A 17,914-nucleotide genomic window follows, 5' to 3' on the forward strand; every position below is an offset into this window, starting at 1 on the left:
CCGGTACCCCGTCCGCTTCCCCTTTTGTCTGGAGTTGAGGGGAAGACATTACAGGTGATGCCGAACCGGAGGGGGAGAGCCTCTGCGGGGTTTTGGGCTGCGCACTGGTAATTTAAACGCATTTCCGCCATATACAGGCGAGAACCGAAGGACTTGGACGGCAAATGGATAACACGGTCGAATTCGCGAAGATGAACGGGCTTGGCAACAAGATCCTGGTCGTCGACATGCGCGGCCGCAGCGACCGTGTGACGCCGGCCACGGCGGTCGCGCTCGCCGCCGACCCCGAGACCGCCTTCGACCAGATCATGGCGATCCACGATCCGAAACTCACCGGCACCGACGCCTTCATCGACATCCTCAACAATGATGGCTCGAAGGCCCAGGCCTGCGGCAACGGCACGCGCTGCGTGGTGCAGGCGCTGGCCGTCGAAACCGGCCGCAAGGTTTTCACCTTCCAGACCGTCGCCGGCATCCTGAACGCCGTCGAGCACGAGGACGGAACCATCTCGGTCGACATGGGCAGACCCGTCTTCGCCTGGGACAGGATACCGCTGTCGGAGGAATTTCACGACACGAGCCGCATCGAGCTGCAGATCGGCCCGATCGACGCACCGATCCTGCATTCGCCCTCTGCCATGTCCATGGGCAATCCGCACGCGGTCTTCTGGGTCGATCGCGATCCGATGGACTACGACCTCGAACGCTTCGGCCCGCTGCTCGAAAACCATCCGATCTTTCCCGAGAAGGCCAACATCACGCTCGCCCAGGTGACCTCCCGCACGACGCTGGTGACACGCACCTGGGAACGCGGCGCCGGACTGACGCTCGCCTGCGGCTCCGCCGCCTGCGCCGCCGGCGTCTCGGCCGCCCGTACCGGCCGGACCGAGCGCAAGGTGACCCTCACCGTCGCCTCCAGCCCGAACCGTGGCAAGCTTGTCATCGACTGGCGCGACGATGACCACGTCGTTATGACCGGTCCCGCCGAATGGGAATGGTCAGGAAGGGTCGATCCGTTGACCGGCGACTGGGAACGCGACTCCGATGCCGGTATCGCGGCCGGAGCCTCGCCGACGTGAGCGGCATCGATGTCATTACCTTCGGCTGCCGCCTCAACACCTATGAATCGGAAGTGATGAAGGCGGAGGCCCACAAGGCCGGTGTCGACAACGCGATCGTGGTCAACACCTGTGCCGTCACTGGCGAAGCGGTCCGACAGGCCCGCCAGGCGATCCGCCGCGCCCGCCGGGAAAACCCCGCCGCCCGGATCATCGTCACCGGCTGCGCCGCCCAGACGGAGGCCGAAAGCTTCGCGGCCATGCCGGAAGTCGACGCCGTTCTCGGCAACGAGGAAAAGCTGAAGGCGGAAAGCTACCGGCGCCTGCCGGATTTCGGCGTCGCCTCGGAAGAAAAGCTCCGCGTCAACGACATCATGAGCGTCACAGAGACCGCGCCGCAGATGGTCTCCCATATCGACGGCCACGTGCGCGGCTTCCTGCAGGTCCAGAACGGCTGCGATCACCGCTGCACCTTCTGCATCATCCCCTACGGCCGCGGCAATTCCCGCTCCGTGCCGATGGGCGCCGTCGTCGAGCAGGCCCGCCGGCTGGTCGAACACGGTTACCGCGAAATCGTCCTGACCGGGGTCGATGCCACCAGCTACGGCGCCGATCTTCCCGGCACGCCGACGCTCGGCCTGCTTGCGAAAACGCTGCTAAAACAGGTGCCGGAAATCCTGCGCCTGCGGCTTTCCTCGATCGACAGCATCGAGGCCGACCGACATCTCTTTGATCTTATCGCCGACGAACAGCGCTTCATGCCGCATCTGCACCTCTCGCTGCAGCACGGCGACGACATGATCCTGAAACGCATGAAACGCCGCCATTCCCGCGCCGACGCGATCGCTTTCGCGACCCAGGTCCGTCGCCTGCGCCCGGGCTTTGCCTTCGGTGCCGACATGATCGCCGGCTTCCCGACGGAGACGGACGCGATGGCGGCAAATTCGGCACGACTGGCCGAGGAAATCGGCATCGCCCATCTGCATGTCTTCCCCTACAGCCCGCGCCCCGGCACGCCGGCCGCCCGCATGCCGCAGCTCGATCGTGCGCTGGTCAAGAGCCGCGCGGCGGCACTCCGGGCCGTCGCCGAACGGCTCCATGCGGACCATCTCGGAAGACTGCTCGGTAGCCGACAAACAATTCTGGTGGAGATGAATGGCATGGCGCATACCGAGGACTTCACCCTCGTCGCCGCGCCCGGCCTCGCGCCCCGAAGCCTTGTCGACGTTACCATCACCGGCCACAATGGCCGTTACCTCGAAATGCATCACGCGGCCGCGACAGCGGCCTGACGGACGGTTCCCATGGCACTCGGTTTTATCAAGAAAGTCTTCACCTTCGGCAAGGAGAAGCCCGCCGACGACACGGCCCCGGACGTTGCGGCACCGGATGTCGGCGCTGTCGAAGCGCCGCTCGAACCGCCGGCGGCGGAGATCTCGCCTGCGGAATCCACCGCGACCGAAGCGGAACCCTCGGCCCTCGATGCCGAGCCGGACATGCCGATCCTGACGGACGAGCCGGAACCGCCCGCTCCGGAAAGCGCGCCCGTCGCCGAGGCGTTGGAGACGGAGGTCTTCCATTCCCAGCCCGAACAGCCTGCCGACCTCCCCCGCGGCGAGATCGAACAACCGGCCGCGACACCGGCCGCCCTGCCAAAGGGCTTCGCCAGCACCACCGATCGCAAGCAGCCTGAACCCGAACCGGTCGCGGCGCCGCGCCTCACCTGGTTCCAGCGTCTTCGCGCCGGCCTCTTCCGCACCTCGTCGCAGCTCACCGGCCAGATCGCCGCGCTCTTCACCAAGCGCAAGCTCGACGAGGAGACGCTGCAGGATCTCGAGGATCTGCTGATCCAGTCGGACCTCGGCGTCGAGACGGCGATGCGCATCACCGACACGCTCTCCTCCGAACGCTATGGCAAGGAGGTGACGGGCGAGGACGTGTCGCGGATCATGGCGAACGAGATCACCAAGGTCCTGAAACCTGTCGCCCGCCCGCTGGAACTCGACCTGAGCCACAAGCCGCACGTCATCCTCGTGGTCGGCGTCAACGGCACGGGAAAGACGACGACGATCGGCAAGCTCGCCGCCAAGCTCTCGGGCTCCGGCTTGAAGGTCATGCTGGCCGCAGGCGACACGTTCCGCGCCGCCGCGATCGAGCAGTTGAAGATCTGGGCCGACCGTACCGGCTCGACCTTCATCGGCACCAAGCTCGGCGCCGATGCCGCCGGCCTTGCCTACGAAGCCTTCGAGAAGGCACGCCTGGAAAAATCCGACGTCCTGATCATCGACACCGCCGGCCGTCTGCAGAACAAGACCGAGCTGATGGCGGAACTCGAAAAGATCGTCCGCGTGCTCGGCAAGCTCGATCCCGACGCGCCGCACACGGTACTTCAGACCCTTGACGCCACGACCGGCCAGAACGCCCTGCAGCAGGTCGAGATTTTCCGCAATGTCGCCGGCGTCAGCGGCCTGATTATGACAAAATTGGATGGCACGGCCCGCGGCGGCATCCTCGTCGGCATCGCCGCGAAGCACAAACTGCCCGTCTATTTCATCGGCGTCGGCGAGGGTATCGACGACCTCGAACCCTTCGAGGCGGAAGACTTCGCCAAGGCCATTGCCGGCCTCGCGCACTAGGAAACCAGGATCAATGGCCAATTTCGATAGCGACACCAAGCCGACGTCAGAGGAAAAGCAGCACCCGATGCTGAAGTTCGCGCTGGAGATGGGACCGCTGCTGGTTTTCTTCTTCGCCAACCTGCGCGGCGAATGGCTGGTGGAGAAATTTCCGGCCCTTGGCGAACTGGGCGGCCCGCTGCTCGTGGCCACCGGCCTGTTCATGGCCGCCACCGTCATTTCGCTCGTCGTCTCGAAGATCCTCTTCAAGCACCTGCCGGTCATGCCGCTGGTGTCTGGCGCGATCGTGCTGGTCTTCGGATCGCTGTCGATCTGGCTGCAGGACGAGACCTTCATCAAGATGAAGCCGACCATCGTCAACACACTGTTCGGCGTCACGCTGCTCGGTGGTCTCTTCTTCGGCAAATCGCTACTCGGCTACGTCTTCAACGCCGCCTTCCAGCTGGACGAGGAAGGCTGGAGGAAGCTGACACTCCGCTGGGGCATCTTCTTCCTCTTCCTGGCCGTTCTGAACGAGGTTGTCTGGCGCAATTTCTCCGATGACTTCTGGGTCAACTTCAAGGTCTGGGCGACCATGCCGATCACCATCGTCTTCACGCTGGCGCAGATGCCGCTGATCATGCGCCATCAGGTCGGTGACAAGGCCGAAGAAGCACAGGGCAAATGACACCGCTGTCTCACGCCTCGGGCCAGTCCCGCTCAACGACGTTCTGGCTGATCGTCTTCGCGGCGCTCATCGTAGCCCAGGCCGTAACGCTCTACCTGATGGGGAGGGTGCCGATCTGCGAATGCGGTTACGTCAAGCTGTTCGAGCCCGGCGTGAACACGCCCGGCAATTCCCAGCATATCGGCGATTGGTACACGCCGTCCCACATCATCCACGGCTTCCTCTTCTACGGGCTGGCATGGCTGGTCATGCGGAGGCAAAGCATCGGCGCGAAGCTCGCGCTCGCGAGCGTGATCGAGATCGCCTGGGAGATTCTCGAAAATTCGCCCCTCATCATCGACCGCTATCGCAACGAGACCATGGCGGTGGGTTACGCGGGCGACAGCATCCTGAACTCAGTCATGGACACCGGCTTCATGGCGGCAGGCTTCTTCTTCGCCGCCCGCGCGCCGATCTGGCTGACCGTTCTGGTCGCGATCGGTTTCGAACTCCTCACCGGCTACCTGATCCGCGACAACCTGACCCTGAACGTGATGATGCTCGTCTGGCCTGTCGACGCCATCAAGGAGTGGCAGGCTGCGCTCTAGGGCAAGTCCGGGGCTAACGCGGTTGCCATCCGGGAATTGCGAAAAACCGGTCAGATCAGCTCGACGCCAGCGCCTTCTCTATCGCCGGCATGAGGCCTTCCTTGAGCGAAATCGGATCGAACGGACCGACCTTCTTGTAGAGGATGGTCCCGTCGGGTCCGACGAGATAGCTCTCCGGAATGCCGTAGACCCCCCAGTCGATCGCCGCCTTGCCGTTCGGATCGACGCCGATGGCGCTGTAGGGATTGCCGAGTTCGCCAAGAAACCGCAAGGCGTTGTCGTTGCGGTCCTTGTAATTGATGCCGACGATGGTGAGCCTCGGATCCTTGGCGAGCTCCTTCAGGATCGGATGCTCGTCCCGGCAGGGCACGCACCAGGAAGCGAAGACGTTGACCAGCGTCAGCCTGCCCTGGATCGCCGTATCCGTCAGCGCCGGCAGGTCGGAGCCTTCGAGCGCCGGCAGGGAAAGGGAGGGCGCCCTGGTGCCGAGGAGAGCCGACGGGATGTCGCTGACATTTTTGCCGTGCACATCCTGGTCGTACAGCATCTTGCCCGCCGCACCCGCAATGATCGCGAACACCGCAAGCGGCGCCAGCGCGATGACATAACGACCCATACCACCGCGGCGCGACTGCGGTTTCCGGTCCGGGTCCGCGCTCATCGCTGCTCGCCCTCATCGCCCGCCGGCTGGGCCGAGCGGCGGCGGATACCGGCCGCGTCGAGCGCCTGCAGTTCGCGCTGCCGCGCCCGGCCATCAAGCCATGTCCACAGCGCGGCGACGCCGATCAGGCCGAAGGTGATCGCGTAGGAAAGGAAGATATAAAAATCGTGGCTCATGGCATCACTCGCCCCTGCCGGCCATACGGGCCGCCATCCTCCGCTGCGACGATACCCGTCGACGCCAGATCTCGTTGCGCATCGCCATCATGTGCAGCGTGAAGAACAGGAAGGTGAAGGCAAACGCCATCACCAGCAGCGGCCAGAGAAATTCGGGATCGATGGTGGGACCGTCCATGCGGATGACACTGGCCGGCTGATGCAGGGTGTTCCACCAGTCGACCGAGAACTTGATGATCGGGATGTTGACGAAACCGACGAGGATCAGGACGGCGCTGAGACGCGCCGCGCGCGATGGATCGTCCATGGCGCGGTTCAGCGCGATCAGACCGAGATACATCAGGAACAGCACGAAGACCGAGGTCAGCCGCGCATCCCAGACCCACCACGTGCCCCACATCGGTTTGCCCCAGAGCGAGCCGGTGACGAGTGCGATCAGCGTGAAAACCGCACCGAGTGGTGCAGCCGCCTTGTGGCTGACATCGGCGAGCGGATGACGCCAGACGAGCGTCCCTATCGCCGAGAGCGCCATCACGGAATAACACATCATCGCGAGCCAGGCCGCCGGCACGTGCACATACATGATGCGCACCGTCATGCCTTGCTGATAATCGCCTTCGGTGGTGAAGCTCAGATAGAGCCCCACCGCAAACTGGACCAGGGTAATCGCCGCCATCCATGGGATTACTTTCGCCGCAAGGGCGAGGAATCGCGTCGGATTTGCCAGATCGGTAAATTTCGTGATCGCCAGGGTCATATCGTTCATGGAATTCTTCTAACCTCGGAAGCCTGCCCCAGCAATTGATCCTGGTCAATCCGCGCTGTTGCGCAAGGCAAGGGCGGCGGCAACCGGACCCAGCACGGCGAAGAACAGCGTGATGGCGACCAGAAACAGAAAAGGCGGCATGAATGGGGCGGGATCCTCCACCGCCGCGTAAGAAGCGCTGACGCCGAAGATCAGTACGGGAATGGCGAGCGGAAGAACGAGGATCGAGACCAGAAGGCCGCCGCGCGGCAGCACGACGGCGACAGCGGCGCCGGCCGCGCCGATGAAGGTGATGGCCGGCGAGCCGACCAGAAGCGTCAGCATCACCGCGCCGATCGCGACCTCGCTCATATTCATGAACAGCCCGAGCAGCGGCGAGGCGATGACGAGCGGCAGGCTGGTCGCCGACCAGTGCGCCAGGCACTTGACGAATACCGTCAGCACCAGCGGCGTCTCCTGCATCAGCATCAGGTCGAGCGACCCGTCGTCGCGATCGGCCTGAAACAGCCGGTCGAGACCGAGAAGGGCCGACAGCAACGCGCCGATCCAGACGATCGCCGGGCCAATGCGTGACAAAAGGTTGAGATCGGGGCCGACGCCGAACGGAATGACGGCGACGACGGTCAGAAAAAACAGCACGCCGATGAGCGCGCCACCACCGGCGCGCACCGAAAGCTTCAGGTCTCGAAGGAAGAGAGCGATCAATGGATGTCTCCCTCATCGAGATATTCGAAGCCCTTCATCACCAGTTGTCGGGCGCGCTCGAGGCCGAGCGGCTGGTGCGTCGCGGCAATCGCGATCCCGCCACGGGCAAGATGCGCCTCAACCAGGTCGGCGAACATCCGGTCCGCGCTCGCATCGAGCGCCGCCGTCGGTTCATCCAGGATCCACACGGGGCGATGGGCGACGATCAGCTTCGCCATGGCGAACCGCCTCTGTTGTCCGGCCGACAGATATCCGTAGGGCAGGTGGGTAATGCCGCCGAGACCGACGGTGTCAGCCGCTTCATCCACGTCGACGCCCAAGCCTCCGCCGAAATCGCCAAGATAGGCCTTCCAGAAGCCCAGGTTCTCGAGAACAGTCAGTTCGAGTTTCATCGCATTGCGGTGACCGAGATAATGGCTCGCTTCCCGGGCCGGGCGGAGTTCTTCATCTCCTCCCGTCACGACATGGACACGCCCCTTTTCCGGCGCCAGGAGCCCGGCGATCACTCGCAGCAAAGTCGACTTTCCCGACCCGTTCCGCCCTGTCAGCACCAGGGCCTCTCCAGCTGCGAGTTCGAACGAGATATCTCTGAAAATCAGCTCTTCTCCGCGCCGCGCGGCCAGTCTGTCGGCGATCAGCCGCATCTCGTTCGCTTCCCGGCAACCTTTCGGTCACCTAATTAAAATTTTGTCGAAATTCGCCATTCGTTGGTCTGGCACCTTTCTTAGAAATTATCTATAAGACCTGCAACCACGCCAGCGGCCGGCGTGAAGTTCATCCTTGTGCCGAACTTGATGATTGCAAAGGCAATTTTCACGGGCGGACAGCGGAAATGGTCGTACCCGCATCCTGATGTGCATGAAGTGCATAGGCGTCCGCACGAATGTGTTGGCTCTCAGCATAAGCGGGGTTCTTATCCGTGTCTAAATCGCTCGACAGTTTTAATTGTCGTTCCACGCTCAACGTGGACGGCAAGGAATACGTCTACTACAGCCTGCCCAAGGCTGAGGCCAACGGGCTTGCCGGGGTATCGAAGCTTCCTTACTCGATGAAGGTTCTGCTAGAGAACCTGCTGCGCAACGAAGATGGTCGCTCGGTCACCAAGGCCGACATCCAGGCCGTTGCGGAATGGCTCAACAACAAGGGTCTGAAAGAGGCTGAAATAGCCTACCGTCCGGCTCGCGTCCTGATGCAGGACTTCACGGGCGTTCCGGCCGTCGTCGACCTCGCGGCGATGCGTGACGGCATCAAGGCGCTTGGCGGCGATCCGGAAAAGATCAACCCGCTGGTCCCGGTCGACCTCGTCATCGACCACTCCGTGATCGTCGACGAATTCGGCACGCCGACCGCCTTCGCACGCAACGTTGAGCTGGAATATGAGCGCAACGGCGAGCGCTACCGCTTCCTCAAGTGGGGTCAGCAGGCGTTCAAGAACTTCCGCGTCGTTCCTCCGGGCACCGGCATCTGTCACCAGGTCAATCTGGAGTACCTCGGCCAGACCGTCTGGACCAAGGAAGAGGATGGCGAAACCACGGCGTATCCCGACACCTGCGTCGGTACGGATTCGCACACCACGATGATCAACGGCCTGGGCGTGCTCGGCTGGGGTGTCGGCGGTATCGAAGCCGAAGCCGCCATGCTCGGCCAGCCGGTCTCCATGCTGCTTCCCGAGGTCATCGGCTTCAAGCTGACCGGCAAGGTCAAGGAAGGCGTGACCGCCACCGACCTCGTGCTGACGGTCGTGCAGATGCTGCGCAAGAAGGGCGTCGTCTCGAAGTTCGTCGAATTCTTCGGCCCCGGCCTTGATTCGATGTCGCTTGCCGACCGCGCGACGATCGGCAACATGGGTCCGGAATATGGCGCGACCTGCGGCTTCTTCCCCGTCGATGGCGAAACCGTCAACTACCTCACGATGTCCGGCCGCACCAAGGACCGCATCGCGCTCGTCGAGGCCTATTCCAAGGCCCAAGGCATGTGGCGTGACGGCGACGGTTCGGATCTCGTCTTCACCGACACCCTCGAACTCGACCTTGGTGATGTCGTGCCGTCGATGGCCGGCCCGAAGCGTCCGGAAGGCCGTCTGCCGCTGGAAACGATTGCGCCGAACTTCGCAACCGCGCTGGAAGGTGACTACAAGAAGCCCGGCCAGCTCTCCAACCGCTACGCCGTCGAAGGCGAAGGCTACGATCTTGGACATGGCGATGTCTGCATCGCGGCGATCACCTCCTGCACCAACACCTCCAACCCGAGCGTGCTGATTGCGGCGGGCTTGCTGGCGCGCAATGCCGTTGCCAAGGGCCTGAAATCCAAGCCCTGGGTGAAAACCTCGCTCGCGCCCGGGTCCCAGGTTGTCGGCGAGTACCTGGCCAAGTCCGGCCTGCAGGTTTCGCTCGACGCACTCGGCTTCAACCTGGTCGGCTTCGGCTGCACGACCTGCATCGGCAATTCCGGCCCGCTGCCGGCGCCGATCTCGAAGACGATCAACGACAAGGGCCTGATCACCGCCGGCGTCCTGTCCGGCAACCGTAACTTCGAAGGCCGTATCTCGCCGGACGTCCAGGCCAACTACCTGGCCTCGCCGCCGCTCGTCGTCGCCTACGCGCTCGCCGGCACGGTCCAGAAGGACCTGACCACCGAACCGCTCGGCGAGGACCAGAACGGCAAACCCGTCTACCTCAAGGACATCTGGCCGACCTCGCACGAGATCCAGGAGTTCATCCTGAAATACGTCACCCGCGAGCTTTACGAATCGAAGTATGCGGACGTCTTCAAGGGCGACGAGAACTGGCAGGCCGTTCAGGTACCCGCCGGTCAGACCTATGCCTGGGACGACAAGTCGACCTATGTGCAGAACCCGCCCTACTTCGTTGGCATGGGCAAGACCGGCTCGGGCCTGAAGGACATCAAGGGTGCCCGCGTGCTCGGTCTCTTCGGCGACAAGATCACCACCGACCACATCTCTCCGGCCGGCTCCATCAAGGCCGCTTCCCCGGCAGGGGCGTATCTGATTGACAACGGCGTCGGCGTCGCCGACTTCAACCAGTACGGCACGCGCCGCGGCAATCACGAGGTGATGATGCGCGGCACCTTCGCCAACATCCGCATCCGCAACCATATGCTTGGTCCGAACGGCAAGGAAGGTGGCTACACCATCCACTATCCATCGAAGGAAGAGATGTCGATCTACGACGCAGCCATGAAGTACAAGGAAGAGGGCGTTCCGCTCGTCATCTTCGCCGGCGTCGAATACGGCAACGGCTCCTCGCGCGACTGGGCTGCCAAGGGCACCAACCTGCTCGGCGTCAAGGCCGTCGTCGCCCAGTCCTTCGAGCGTATCCACCGCTCGAACCTGGTCGGCATGGGCGTTGTCCCGTTCACGTTCGAGGAAGGCACGACCTGGGCTTCGCTCGATCTCAAGGGTGACGAGATCGTGACGATCGAAGGCCTGGAAGGCGACATCAAGCCGCGTGAGAGGAAGATCGCGAAGATCACCTATTCGGACGGCACCGTGAAGGACGTACCGCTGCTCTGCCGCATCGATACGCTCGACGAGGTCACCTACATGGAGAACGGCGGCATCCTTCAGACCGTTCTGCGCGATCTGGCCGCCTGACGCGCTCGACTATCGAAAAACGCGAAATGCCGCCGCACCCCGGCGGCATTTTCTTTTGGCAACGGCTCCGTATGGCTCACCCCATCGTGACTTCCCGTTGATTTTCGAAGAGGGTATGTCTCTTGCCGTCACCGGCCCGATAGTGCATTGGGGCGAAAAATCGAACGGGACGATCGGATCATGACACGTTGGCTTTTCGGATGGACGGTGGTGCTTGCGCTGGTCGCGAGCGGTTCCGTGCACGCTGGGGACAGCGTGACGCCGAAGGGTGTCGTTGAGATCTTCACCTCCCAGGGATGTTCCTCCTGCCCGGCCGCCGATAAGACGATGGGCCAGTTGATCTCGCATCCGGACATCGTCGCCCTCGCCTATCATGTCGACTACTGGAACTATCGCGGCTGGACCGACACGATGGCGTCCCCGGAACATACCGCGCGCCAGTACGGCTATGCCCACACCCTCGGTCGCAGCGGCGTTTATACGCCCCAGGCTATCCTCAATGGTCGCGAGCAGGCGAAAGGCAATGACGTGAACGCCCTGACCACCAGGCTAGAGACGCTGAAAGGCAGCGGCAAGGGCCTCGACATCGCGGTGAACGCTGCCAAGATAGGCGACGAGATCGAGATTACCGTGGGAGAAGGCGAAGGGCGGGCCGATGTGGTCGTGGCCTACTTCAAGCATCGGAGCGATGTCGAGATCGGCAAGGGAACCAACAAGGGGACCAAAGTCGCCAATTGGAACAGCGTGACGGATGTGCAGACCGTCGGCATGTGGACCGGAAAACCGATGCGCTTCGTGTTGCCCGCGAAAGTGATGGATCGTGGTGGCAGTGACGGCTTTGCCGTTCTCGTCCAGACGACAGGACCCGATGGCCAGCCATCCGCGATTCTCGGCGCGGCGATGCTATCGAAGTGGGGGCATCCCGGCTAGGCGAGAGGCTTGATGTCCGGTTTGGACCGGCGGTCCGGCCTGGAAGCATTGGGGGGCTGGGGGCAAGGGGTCAATGCACCAGACCGGACCTTTTGGCGCGAGCGCCAACCGGAGTTGCACCATGGCTTTGGAATCAGGCGGTGTTTTGTCCAAAATTGGGCAGGACCAAAAAAGGGTATTCGCCCCGATCCGGGCGCCGCGACGGCATTCGGAAGACTTGCTTTTTCCCGGTAGTCGGGCACAGTGTCATCCATCTGTCATGTCGATGACGAGGAGATACGATGACGGATCATCCCGATTTGCCGCGCGGCGGCGTTAGCGATGCGGGTGCGGATGGCGCTTCAGTCATCGATTTGCGGGAGTACCGGCAAAGTCTCGATCCCCTTCCGGTGACGTTTCACCGTCGCGAGCTGGATGCTATCCTCTGGATCTATGGGCGGATGGTGGGCGAAGGCGAGTGGAAGGATTATGCGATCGATCACATGAAGGATCGGGCCGTCTTCTCCGTCTTCAAGCGTTCCGGCGAGCTTCCTCTCTATCGAATAGAAAAGAACCCCAAGCTGGCGGCGAAGCAGGGAGCTTTTTCGGTCGTCGCGACAAACGGGCAGATCCTGAAGCGGGGCCATGACCTGAAGCAGGTGCTCAAGGTTTTCGACAAGCACATGAAGCTGGTCGAATAAGTCAGCCGCGATAAAGCGTGCCCGGGTAGCGGTCAGGGTCTGGCGATGTCGTCGTGCCTTCGCCGAGCGGCCGCTGCATGAACACGGTGTCGAGCCAGTTTCCGTGCTTGAACCCGGTGCCGGCCATCGTTCCGACCATGGAAAAACCGCAGGCCTTATGAAGGGCGACGGATGCCCCGCTCGCCCCACCGATGACGGCCGCCATCTGCCGAAAACCGAGGTCGGTCGAAAGACGAACGAGCTCGTCAAGGAGCCGTTTGCCTAGCCCCTGGCCGCGGGCCCCTTCGGCAAGATAAATCGAATCTTCCACCAGCCAGCGATAGGCGGGACGTGTTCGAAACGCGGAGGCATAGGCATAGCCGACGACACGACCGCCTTCATCGACAGCCACGATGTAGGGATAGCCCTGCTGGACGATCGCCTCGTATCGCGACAGCATTTCGGCTGTATCGGGCGGCGAAAGCTCGTAACTCGCCGTTCCCGTCAGCACGGCATCGGCGTAGATGCGCGTAATCGAAGGGATATCGTCGGAGGTGGCGGCGCGAAGAAGCGACATGGAAGGATCTTTGAATTGGGATGACCGCTGACAGTAGCCAGATCGACGGCCGTCGCGCAACGGTGATGCGTGGACGCAAGGTCTCGCCGGAGCTTATCCTTGACTTCGTCGGAAAATCTTCTAAGAGCAGCCGTGAAAGGATTTGCGGATGCACGCGTGGCCAGTTTCCATCGTCTGCTCTTTGCGTCCGGCAGGAATTGCCGGCGTGGAATTCCGTATGTCTTCCTCATCGAAAATCACGGCCAAAACGACGACGAAAACCATCTGACGTCTCTGGCCACCGCTCTCTCCCCGGCACGGCCGGGGACAAGGAAGGCTGCTTACCCACGCGCCCTTCCCCCTCATCGAAGCCGAGGAGAGAAAGAAAGAGAGCAGGATTCATGGGTTTCAAGATTGCAGTAGCGGGCGCCACCGGTAATGTCGGGCGCGAAATGTTGACCATTTTGTCGGAGCGCGGCTTTCCCGCGGACGAAGTCGTGGCGCTGGCATCGGCACGCTCCCAGGGCACGGAAGTTTCCTTCGGCGACAAGACCCTGAAGGTCCAGAACCTCGAGAACTACGATTTCTCCGACACCGATATCTGCCTGATGTCGGCCGGCGGCAGCGTCTCGCAGAAGTGGTCTCTGAAGATCGGCGCCCAGGGTTGTGTCGTCATCGACAATTCTTCTGCCTGGCGCTACGACGCCGAGGTTCCGTTGATCGTCCCGGAAGTCAATCCGGATGCGATTACCGGGTTCACCAAGAAGAACATCATCGCCAATCCGAACTGCTCGACCGCGCAGCTCGTGGTCGCGCTGAAGCCGTTGCATGATGTCGCGAAGATCAAACGCGTCGTCGTCTCGACCTACCAGTCGGTCTCCGGGGCCGGCAAGGAAGGCATGGACGAACTCTTCACCCAAACCCGCGCCGTCTTCGTTGCCGACCCGATCGAATCGAAGAAGTTCACCAAGCGCATCGCCTTCAACGTCATCCCCCACATCGACGTGTTCATGGAGGATGGTTACACGAAGGAAGAGTGGAAGGTTCTTGCCGAGACCAAGAAGATGCTCGACCCCAAGATCAAGGTGACCTGCACCGCCGTTCGCGTTCCGGTCTTCATCGGCCATTCGGAATCCGTCAACATCGAGTTCGAGAACGAGATCACCGCAGATCAGGCCCGTGACATCCTGCGCGAAGCCCCCGGCTGCCTCGTGATCGACAAGCACGAGAACGGCGGCTACATCACCCCTTACGAATGCGCCGGGGAAGACGCCACCTACATCTCGCGCATCCGCGAGGACGCCACCGTCGAAAATGGCCTCAACATGTGGGTCGTCTCCGACAACCTGCGCAAGGGCGCCGCGCTCAACGCGGTGCAGATCGCGGAACTTCTCGTCAACCGCGGCCTTATCAGGCCGAAGGCGTAAGCACACCAGGAAAGCCCGGCCTTTTGGTCGGGCTTTTTCTGACACTCGCAACGGCACAAGAAGATTTGAATTCCTAAGGGCCACGCGAAATATTATGGCTTCCAAAGATAGAGCGCCCGCGAATCACCATTGCGGGCAGGCAAACCGGAAACACCAGTGAGGTATTGATGCGATCCGCGATGTTCATGGCCGCCTTGCTTACCGCGACCTTTTCTTTTGTATCGGCAGGCAGCGCAAATGCGGCGGCATGCGGCAACAACGCCTCAGGTTTTCCGGCATGGGTGGAACAGTTCCGCCAGGAGGCGGCGGCCAACGGCATAAAGGCAAGCGTCGTCGATCGCGCCCTGTCTTCGGTCTCCTACAGCACCGCGACCATCCGGGCCGATCGTGGACAGAAGAGCTTCAAGCTCTCCTTCGACCAGTTCATGCAGAAGCGCGGTGGGCAGACGATCATTTCCCGCGGCAAGGCGATGAAGAAGAGCAATGCCGCGATGTTCGCCCGCATCGAACAGCGCTACGGCGTGCCCGCGGGCCCGCTGATCGCAATCTGGGGCATGGAGACCGGCTTCGGCTCCTTCCTCGGCAAGGAACACACGCTGTCGGCGGTCGCGACCCTCGCCTACGACTGCCGGCGATCCGATTTCTTCAAGGATCAGCTCTATGCCGCCCTGCAGCTCGTCGGAAGCGGATCGCTGCGCCTTGACGCCCGCGGTGCCGCCCATGGCGAGATTGGCCAGACCCAGTTCCTGCCGCGCAACGTGGTGAAGTTCGGTGTCGACGGCGACGGCGACGGCCGTGTCGATCTGGTACGATCGAGAGCCGACGCTCTGGCGTCCACGGCCAACTTCCTGCGCGGTCACGGCTGGCGGCCCGGAGCAGGTTACCAGCCAGGGCAGCCCAACTTTGTGGCGCTACAGGGATGGAACGCAGCCTCCGTCTATCAGCAGGCGATCGCCTATATCGGCGCACGGATTGACGGCGAATGAGCGCTACCGCCTGGGCGGTCAGGTTCCGGTGGCGGAGGATGTCCGTCGTTCCGGGAAGACATCTTTGATCTCACCGTCGATCACCACTCGATTGCGGCCGGAAAACTTCGCGGTATAGAGAGCTGTGTCGGCCTGCTTGATGACCGTCGCGAGGGAGAAAGACCCGGACTCCGAGAGGGCGCTTGCGCAGCCGAAGCTGGCGGTGACCGAAAAAGCCGTCCCGTTCGGCAGCACAATCGTCTCCGCCTCCACGGAGAGCCTCACGCGCTCGGCAACGGCCGCCGCCGCCTCGAGCTCCGTATCAGGCAACAGCGCCAGAAACTCCTCACCGCCATAGCGGGCGATCACGTCCTGGCTGCGGAAGCTTGTTTTCGCCAGCTGTGCTAAACGCTCCAGAACGATATCACCGGCATCGTGACCGTGCACGTCGTTCACCTGCTTGAAGCGGTCAAGGTCAAACAGAACCACCGACACCGGTTTTCCCTGGAGCCCGGGATCAGACAACAGGGTGGACGCGGCATTCTCGAAGCCGCGACGGTTCAAAAGCCCAGTCAGGATATCCGTTGCGGCGGCTCGGCTGAGGTTACCGACAAGCTGCTCACGCTCCTCGATGAGCCGTCCGACGACGACGACACCCTTTGTGCCCAGGACAACGACGATACCGATCAACAAGATAAAAAGCCCGATAAGGGAAGTGAGGAAATGCAGTTGACGCTCCGAGGTCAATGCAAGGGCCTCACTCGTGGATCGAAGGCTGGTAACAGAATTCCAGACAGCGCGGTCCCATGCCGCACCCCTGGCGACCTGAAGCTCGAGCCATCGGCGATCGTTCTCGGGCGAAGGATTGATGCTCCACCGGGACACCGATTTTCTCATATCGGCCAGCGCCAGGCCGGGACCTGAGGATTCGAAATCGGCAACGATCCGGTAGGGTCGATAATCGCTTTTCCGCCCGAACTTTTCGACTGCGACGTCGTAGAGCATGGCTGTAGCAAGATAGCTGCTTTCGGCACGGGTCGACCACGGCAGCCCGCGCAGATACTCCTGACCGTGAAAAGCAATGGTAAGGCCTGCTTCATTGGCCTTCAGAAGATCAAAAAGCATTCTGAGCTCGACGGCGAGCCTCGGGTCGTTGACCTGTGCGCCTATCCATTCCGCCAGGGCCAGACATGACAACGATAAGGATTGATAGACCGAAAGTACTTCCGCGTTGGAGGGACGGTCGCCGTCGACCTCGGTGCGGAACGAGACAAGCCGCGCAACGGCCACATCGAACTGGGTCATCTCGTAGAGAGGTTCTGCCAGAGATGCCGTGACCGCTTCAAAGCTTTCACGCACAGTGGCTATGCCTCTATCGACTTCGGAACGCTGGGATGAGAGATTTCCCTTTCCTGTGACGATCTGCGCAACCCCCAGAACGTTTTCCGCTTCCCGAGGCACCGTCAGCGCCGACAGCTGCGCGAGCGACGAGAGGAGTTCTGCACGATCGCGGTCCGCTTCCATCACCTGATATTGCCGATAGTGCGTATCGACGATCATCACGGATTGCACGCCGAGGGCGACGGACGGCAAGACCATTGCCGCGACGACGATGCGTCTGATGCTCAAAATATCCAAGCGCACTCCCGCAGCTGATCAGCCGGACCCAACGGATATCGGATCAAGATCGCCACTCTAGGCGCGGAATATAAAAATCCCCTAAATCAGGGGGAGAAGATGACCCCGATCAGGTCTCAAGCCGGACAAAATCCTTGGAGACGTGGTCCATGATCCAGAGTTCGCCATTACTGATATCGAACCAGGCACCATGGATCTGCAGCTTGCCCCGCTCTTCCAGAATGCGCACGCACGGAAAAGTCCGGAGATTGGCAATCGAATTCCGGATCGAGACACGCTCCATCGCCGTCTGGCGCTCGGCCATGGTGAGGATCGAATTGCTCTGGATCTGCTCGGCTGCCGGACGAACGAGATTCATCCATTTCCCGATAAAGTCGCCCGGTGAAAGCGGTTCTGCATGCGGATCGAGGACGGCCTTGATCCCGCCGCACCGCCCGTGTCCCATCACGATGATGTCCCTGACGCGCAAGGACTGCACGGCAAACTCAAGCGCTGCGGATGTCGAGTGATACTGGCCGTCCGGTTCGTATGGCGGTACCATATTGGCGACATTGCGCACCACGAAGAGTTCACCGGGTCCGGAATCGAAAATCGTTTCCGGTGCGGCTCGGGAATCGCAACAGGCGACGACGAGCGTGTGAGGCTTCTGTCCCGTTTCGGCCAACTGGCGATATCGCTGTGCCTCACCGGCATAGCGACCGCTCATGAAATTTTGATAGCCCTTAAGAAGTGCGGAGGGAAAAGCGTTCATGGCTTCGAATACTCCGACAACACTGGGAATTCAACCTTTCGCCTCCGCCGCGTTTCACCACCCAATCGACTGAGCATCCCGCGATTGGCGCCTATCGGCCGATTTGGCACCGGGTTACA

The 17,914-nt window shown here is 61.9% G+C and carries 18 protein-coding genes; 10 read left to right on the forward strand and 8 right to left on the reverse strand.

The window, feature by feature from the left end; genetic code table 11:
• The first annotated feature begins 164 nt into the window (after positions 1-164).
• The 5 genes from dapF to J5J09_RS00610 are packed head-to-tail and all read left to right on the forward strand — an operon-like array spanning position 165 to position 4,948.
• Positions 165-1,079 (forward strand): diaminopimelate epimerase, encoded by a 915-nt coding sequence (dapF, locus tag J5J09_RS00590; protein WP_208547792.1) that lies wholly within the window; start codon positions 165-167, stop codon positions 1,077-1,079.
• The gene (mtaB, locus tag J5J09_RS00595) at positions 1,076-2,350 is read left to right on the forward strand and encodes a tRNA (N(6)-L-threonylcarbamoyladenosine(37)-C(2))-methylthiotransferase MtaB (protein ID WP_208547793.1); all 1,275 of its coding nucleotides are present in this window, start codon (positions 1,076-1,078) and stop codon (positions 2,348-2,350) included. Before dapF ends, mtaB begins: the two co-directional genes overlap by 4 nt.
• 12 nt (positions 2,351-2,362) lie before the next feature.
• On the forward strand, positions 2,363-3,694 hold the full coding sequence (ftsY, locus tag J5J09_RS00600; protein ID WP_208547794.1) for a signal recognition particle-docking protein FtsY: 1,332 nt from the start codon (positions 2,363-2,365) through the stop codon (positions 3,692-3,694).
• A gap of 13 nt (positions 3,695-3,707) precedes the next feature.
• Positions 3,708-4,361 (forward strand): septation protein A, encoded by a 654-nt coding sequence (locus tag J5J09_RS00605; protein ID WP_208547795.1) that lies wholly within the window; start codon positions 3,708-3,710, stop codon positions 4,359-4,361.
• Positions 4,358-4,948, forward strand: coding sequence for a DUF2585 domain-containing protein (locus tag J5J09_RS00610; protein ID WP_208547796.1), 591 nt, complete (start codon positions 4,358-4,360; stop codon positions 4,946-4,948). Before J5J09_RS00605 ends, J5J09_RS00610 begins: the two co-directional genes overlap by 4 nt.
• 55 nt (positions 4,949-5,003) lie before the next feature.
• On the opposite strand, the gene J5J09_RS00615 is transcribed toward J5J09_RS00610, so the two are convergent.
• From J5J09_RS00615 to ccmA, 5 genes are read right to left on the reverse strand one after another with little or no spacing between them, the layout of a single operon-like run.
• Positions 5,004-5,609 (reverse strand): DsbE family thiol:disulfide interchange protein, encoded by a 606-nt coding sequence (locus J5J09_RS00615; RefSeq protein ID WP_208547797.1) that lies wholly within the window; start codon positions 5,607-5,609, stop codon positions 5,004-5,006.
• Complete coding sequence (gene ccmD / locus J5J09_RS00620; protein ID WP_208547798.1) at positions 5,606-5,785, reverse strand: heme exporter protein CcmD; 180 nt, start codon at positions 5,783-5,785, stop codon at positions 5,606-5,608. Before ccmD ends, J5J09_RS00615 begins: the two co-directional genes overlap by 4 nt.
• A 4-nt stretch (positions 5,786-5,789) precedes the next feature.
• Positions 5,790-6,551 carry a heme ABC transporter permease gene (locus J5J09_RS00625; protein ID WP_208547799.1) on the reverse strand — a complete coding sequence of 254 codons (762 nt, stop codon included), beginning with the start codon at positions 6,549-6,551 and terminating at the stop codon, positions 5,790-5,792.
• A 45-nt stretch (positions 6,552-6,596) separates the two neighbouring features.
• Positions 6,597-7,256: a heme exporter protein CcmB gene (ccmB, locus tag J5J09_RS00630; protein WP_208547800.1), complete on the reverse strand. Its 660-nt coding sequence runs from the start codon at positions 7,254-7,256 to the stop codon at positions 6,597-6,599.
• Positions 7,253-7,900, reverse strand: a complete 648-nt coding sequence (gene ccmA, locus J5J09_RS00635; RefSeq protein WP_208547801.1) for a heme ABC exporter ATP-binding protein CcmA — start codon at positions 7,898-7,900, stop codon at positions 7,253-7,255. Before ccmA ends, ccmB begins: the two co-directional genes overlap by 4 nt.
• 275 nt (positions 7,901-8,175) lie before the next feature.
• On the opposite strand from ccmA, the gene acnA reads away from it, so the two are divergent.
• From acnA to J5J09_RS00650, 3 genes are all read left to right on the forward strand, one after another.
• Entirely contained in the window at positions 8,176-10,869 is a 2,694-nt protein-coding gene (gene acnA / locus J5J09_RS00640; protein ID WP_208547802.1) for an aconitate hydratase AcnA, read from the forward strand.
• Positions 10,870-11,049: 180 nt separating this feature from the next.
• Positions 11,050-11,799 (forward strand): DUF1223 domain-containing protein, encoded by a 750-nt coding sequence (locus J5J09_RS00645; RefSeq protein ID WP_208547803.1) that lies wholly within the window; start codon positions 11,050-11,052, stop codon positions 11,797-11,799.
• A gap of 281 nt (positions 11,800-12,080) precedes the next feature.
• On the forward strand, positions 12,081-12,479 hold the full coding sequence (locus tag J5J09_RS00650; protein ID WP_208547804.1) for a DUF2794 domain-containing protein: 399 nt from the start codon (positions 12,081-12,083) through the stop codon (positions 12,477-12,479).
• A 1-nt stretch (position 12,480) separates the two neighbouring features.
• On the opposite strand, the gene J5J09_RS00655 is transcribed toward J5J09_RS00650, so the two are convergent.
• Entirely contained in the window at positions 12,481-13,035 is a 555-nt protein-coding gene (locus J5J09_RS00655) for a GNAT family N-acetyltransferase (RefSeq protein ID WP_208547805.1), read from the reverse strand.
• Between the two features lie 380 nt (positions 13,036-13,415).
• Between J5J09_RS00655 and J5J09_RS00660 the strand changes: the two genes are divergently transcribed.
• A complete protein-coding gene (locus J5J09_RS00660; protein WP_208547806.1) occupies positions 13,416-14,441 on the forward strand; it encodes an aspartate-semialdehyde dehydrogenase in 1,026 nt (341 codons plus the stop codon).
• Positions 14,442-14,620: 179 nt separating this feature from the next.
• Entirely contained in the window at positions 14,621-15,427 is an 807-nt protein-coding gene (locus J5J09_RS00665) for a lytic transglycosylase domain-containing protein (RefSeq protein WP_246745874.1), read from the forward strand.
• An 18-nt stretch (positions 15,428-15,445) separates the two neighbouring features.
• Here J5J09_RS00665 and J5J09_RS00670 read toward each other — a convergent pair whose 3' ends face one another.
• Together J5J09_RS00670 and J5J09_RS00675 are read right to left on the reverse strand one after the other, a co-directional pair.
• Positions 15,446-17,044, reverse strand: coding sequence for a diguanylate cyclase (locus J5J09_RS00670; RefSeq protein ID WP_208547808.1), 1,599 nt, complete (start codon positions 17,042-17,044; stop codon positions 15,446-15,448).
• Positions 17,045-17,153: 109 nt separating this feature from the next.
• Positions 17,154-17,795, reverse strand: a complete 642-nt coding sequence (locus tag J5J09_RS00675; RefSeq protein WP_208547809.1) for a carbonic anhydrase — start codon at positions 17,793-17,795, stop codon at positions 17,154-17,156.
• Between the last annotated feature and the right edge of the window lie 119 nt (positions 17,796-17,914).

The sequence above is a fragment of the Ciceribacter sp. L1K22 genome (assembly GCF_017599385.1).
Taxonomy (GTDB): Bacteria; Pseudomonadota; Alphaproteobacteria; order Rhizobiales; family Rhizobiaceae; genus Allorhizobium.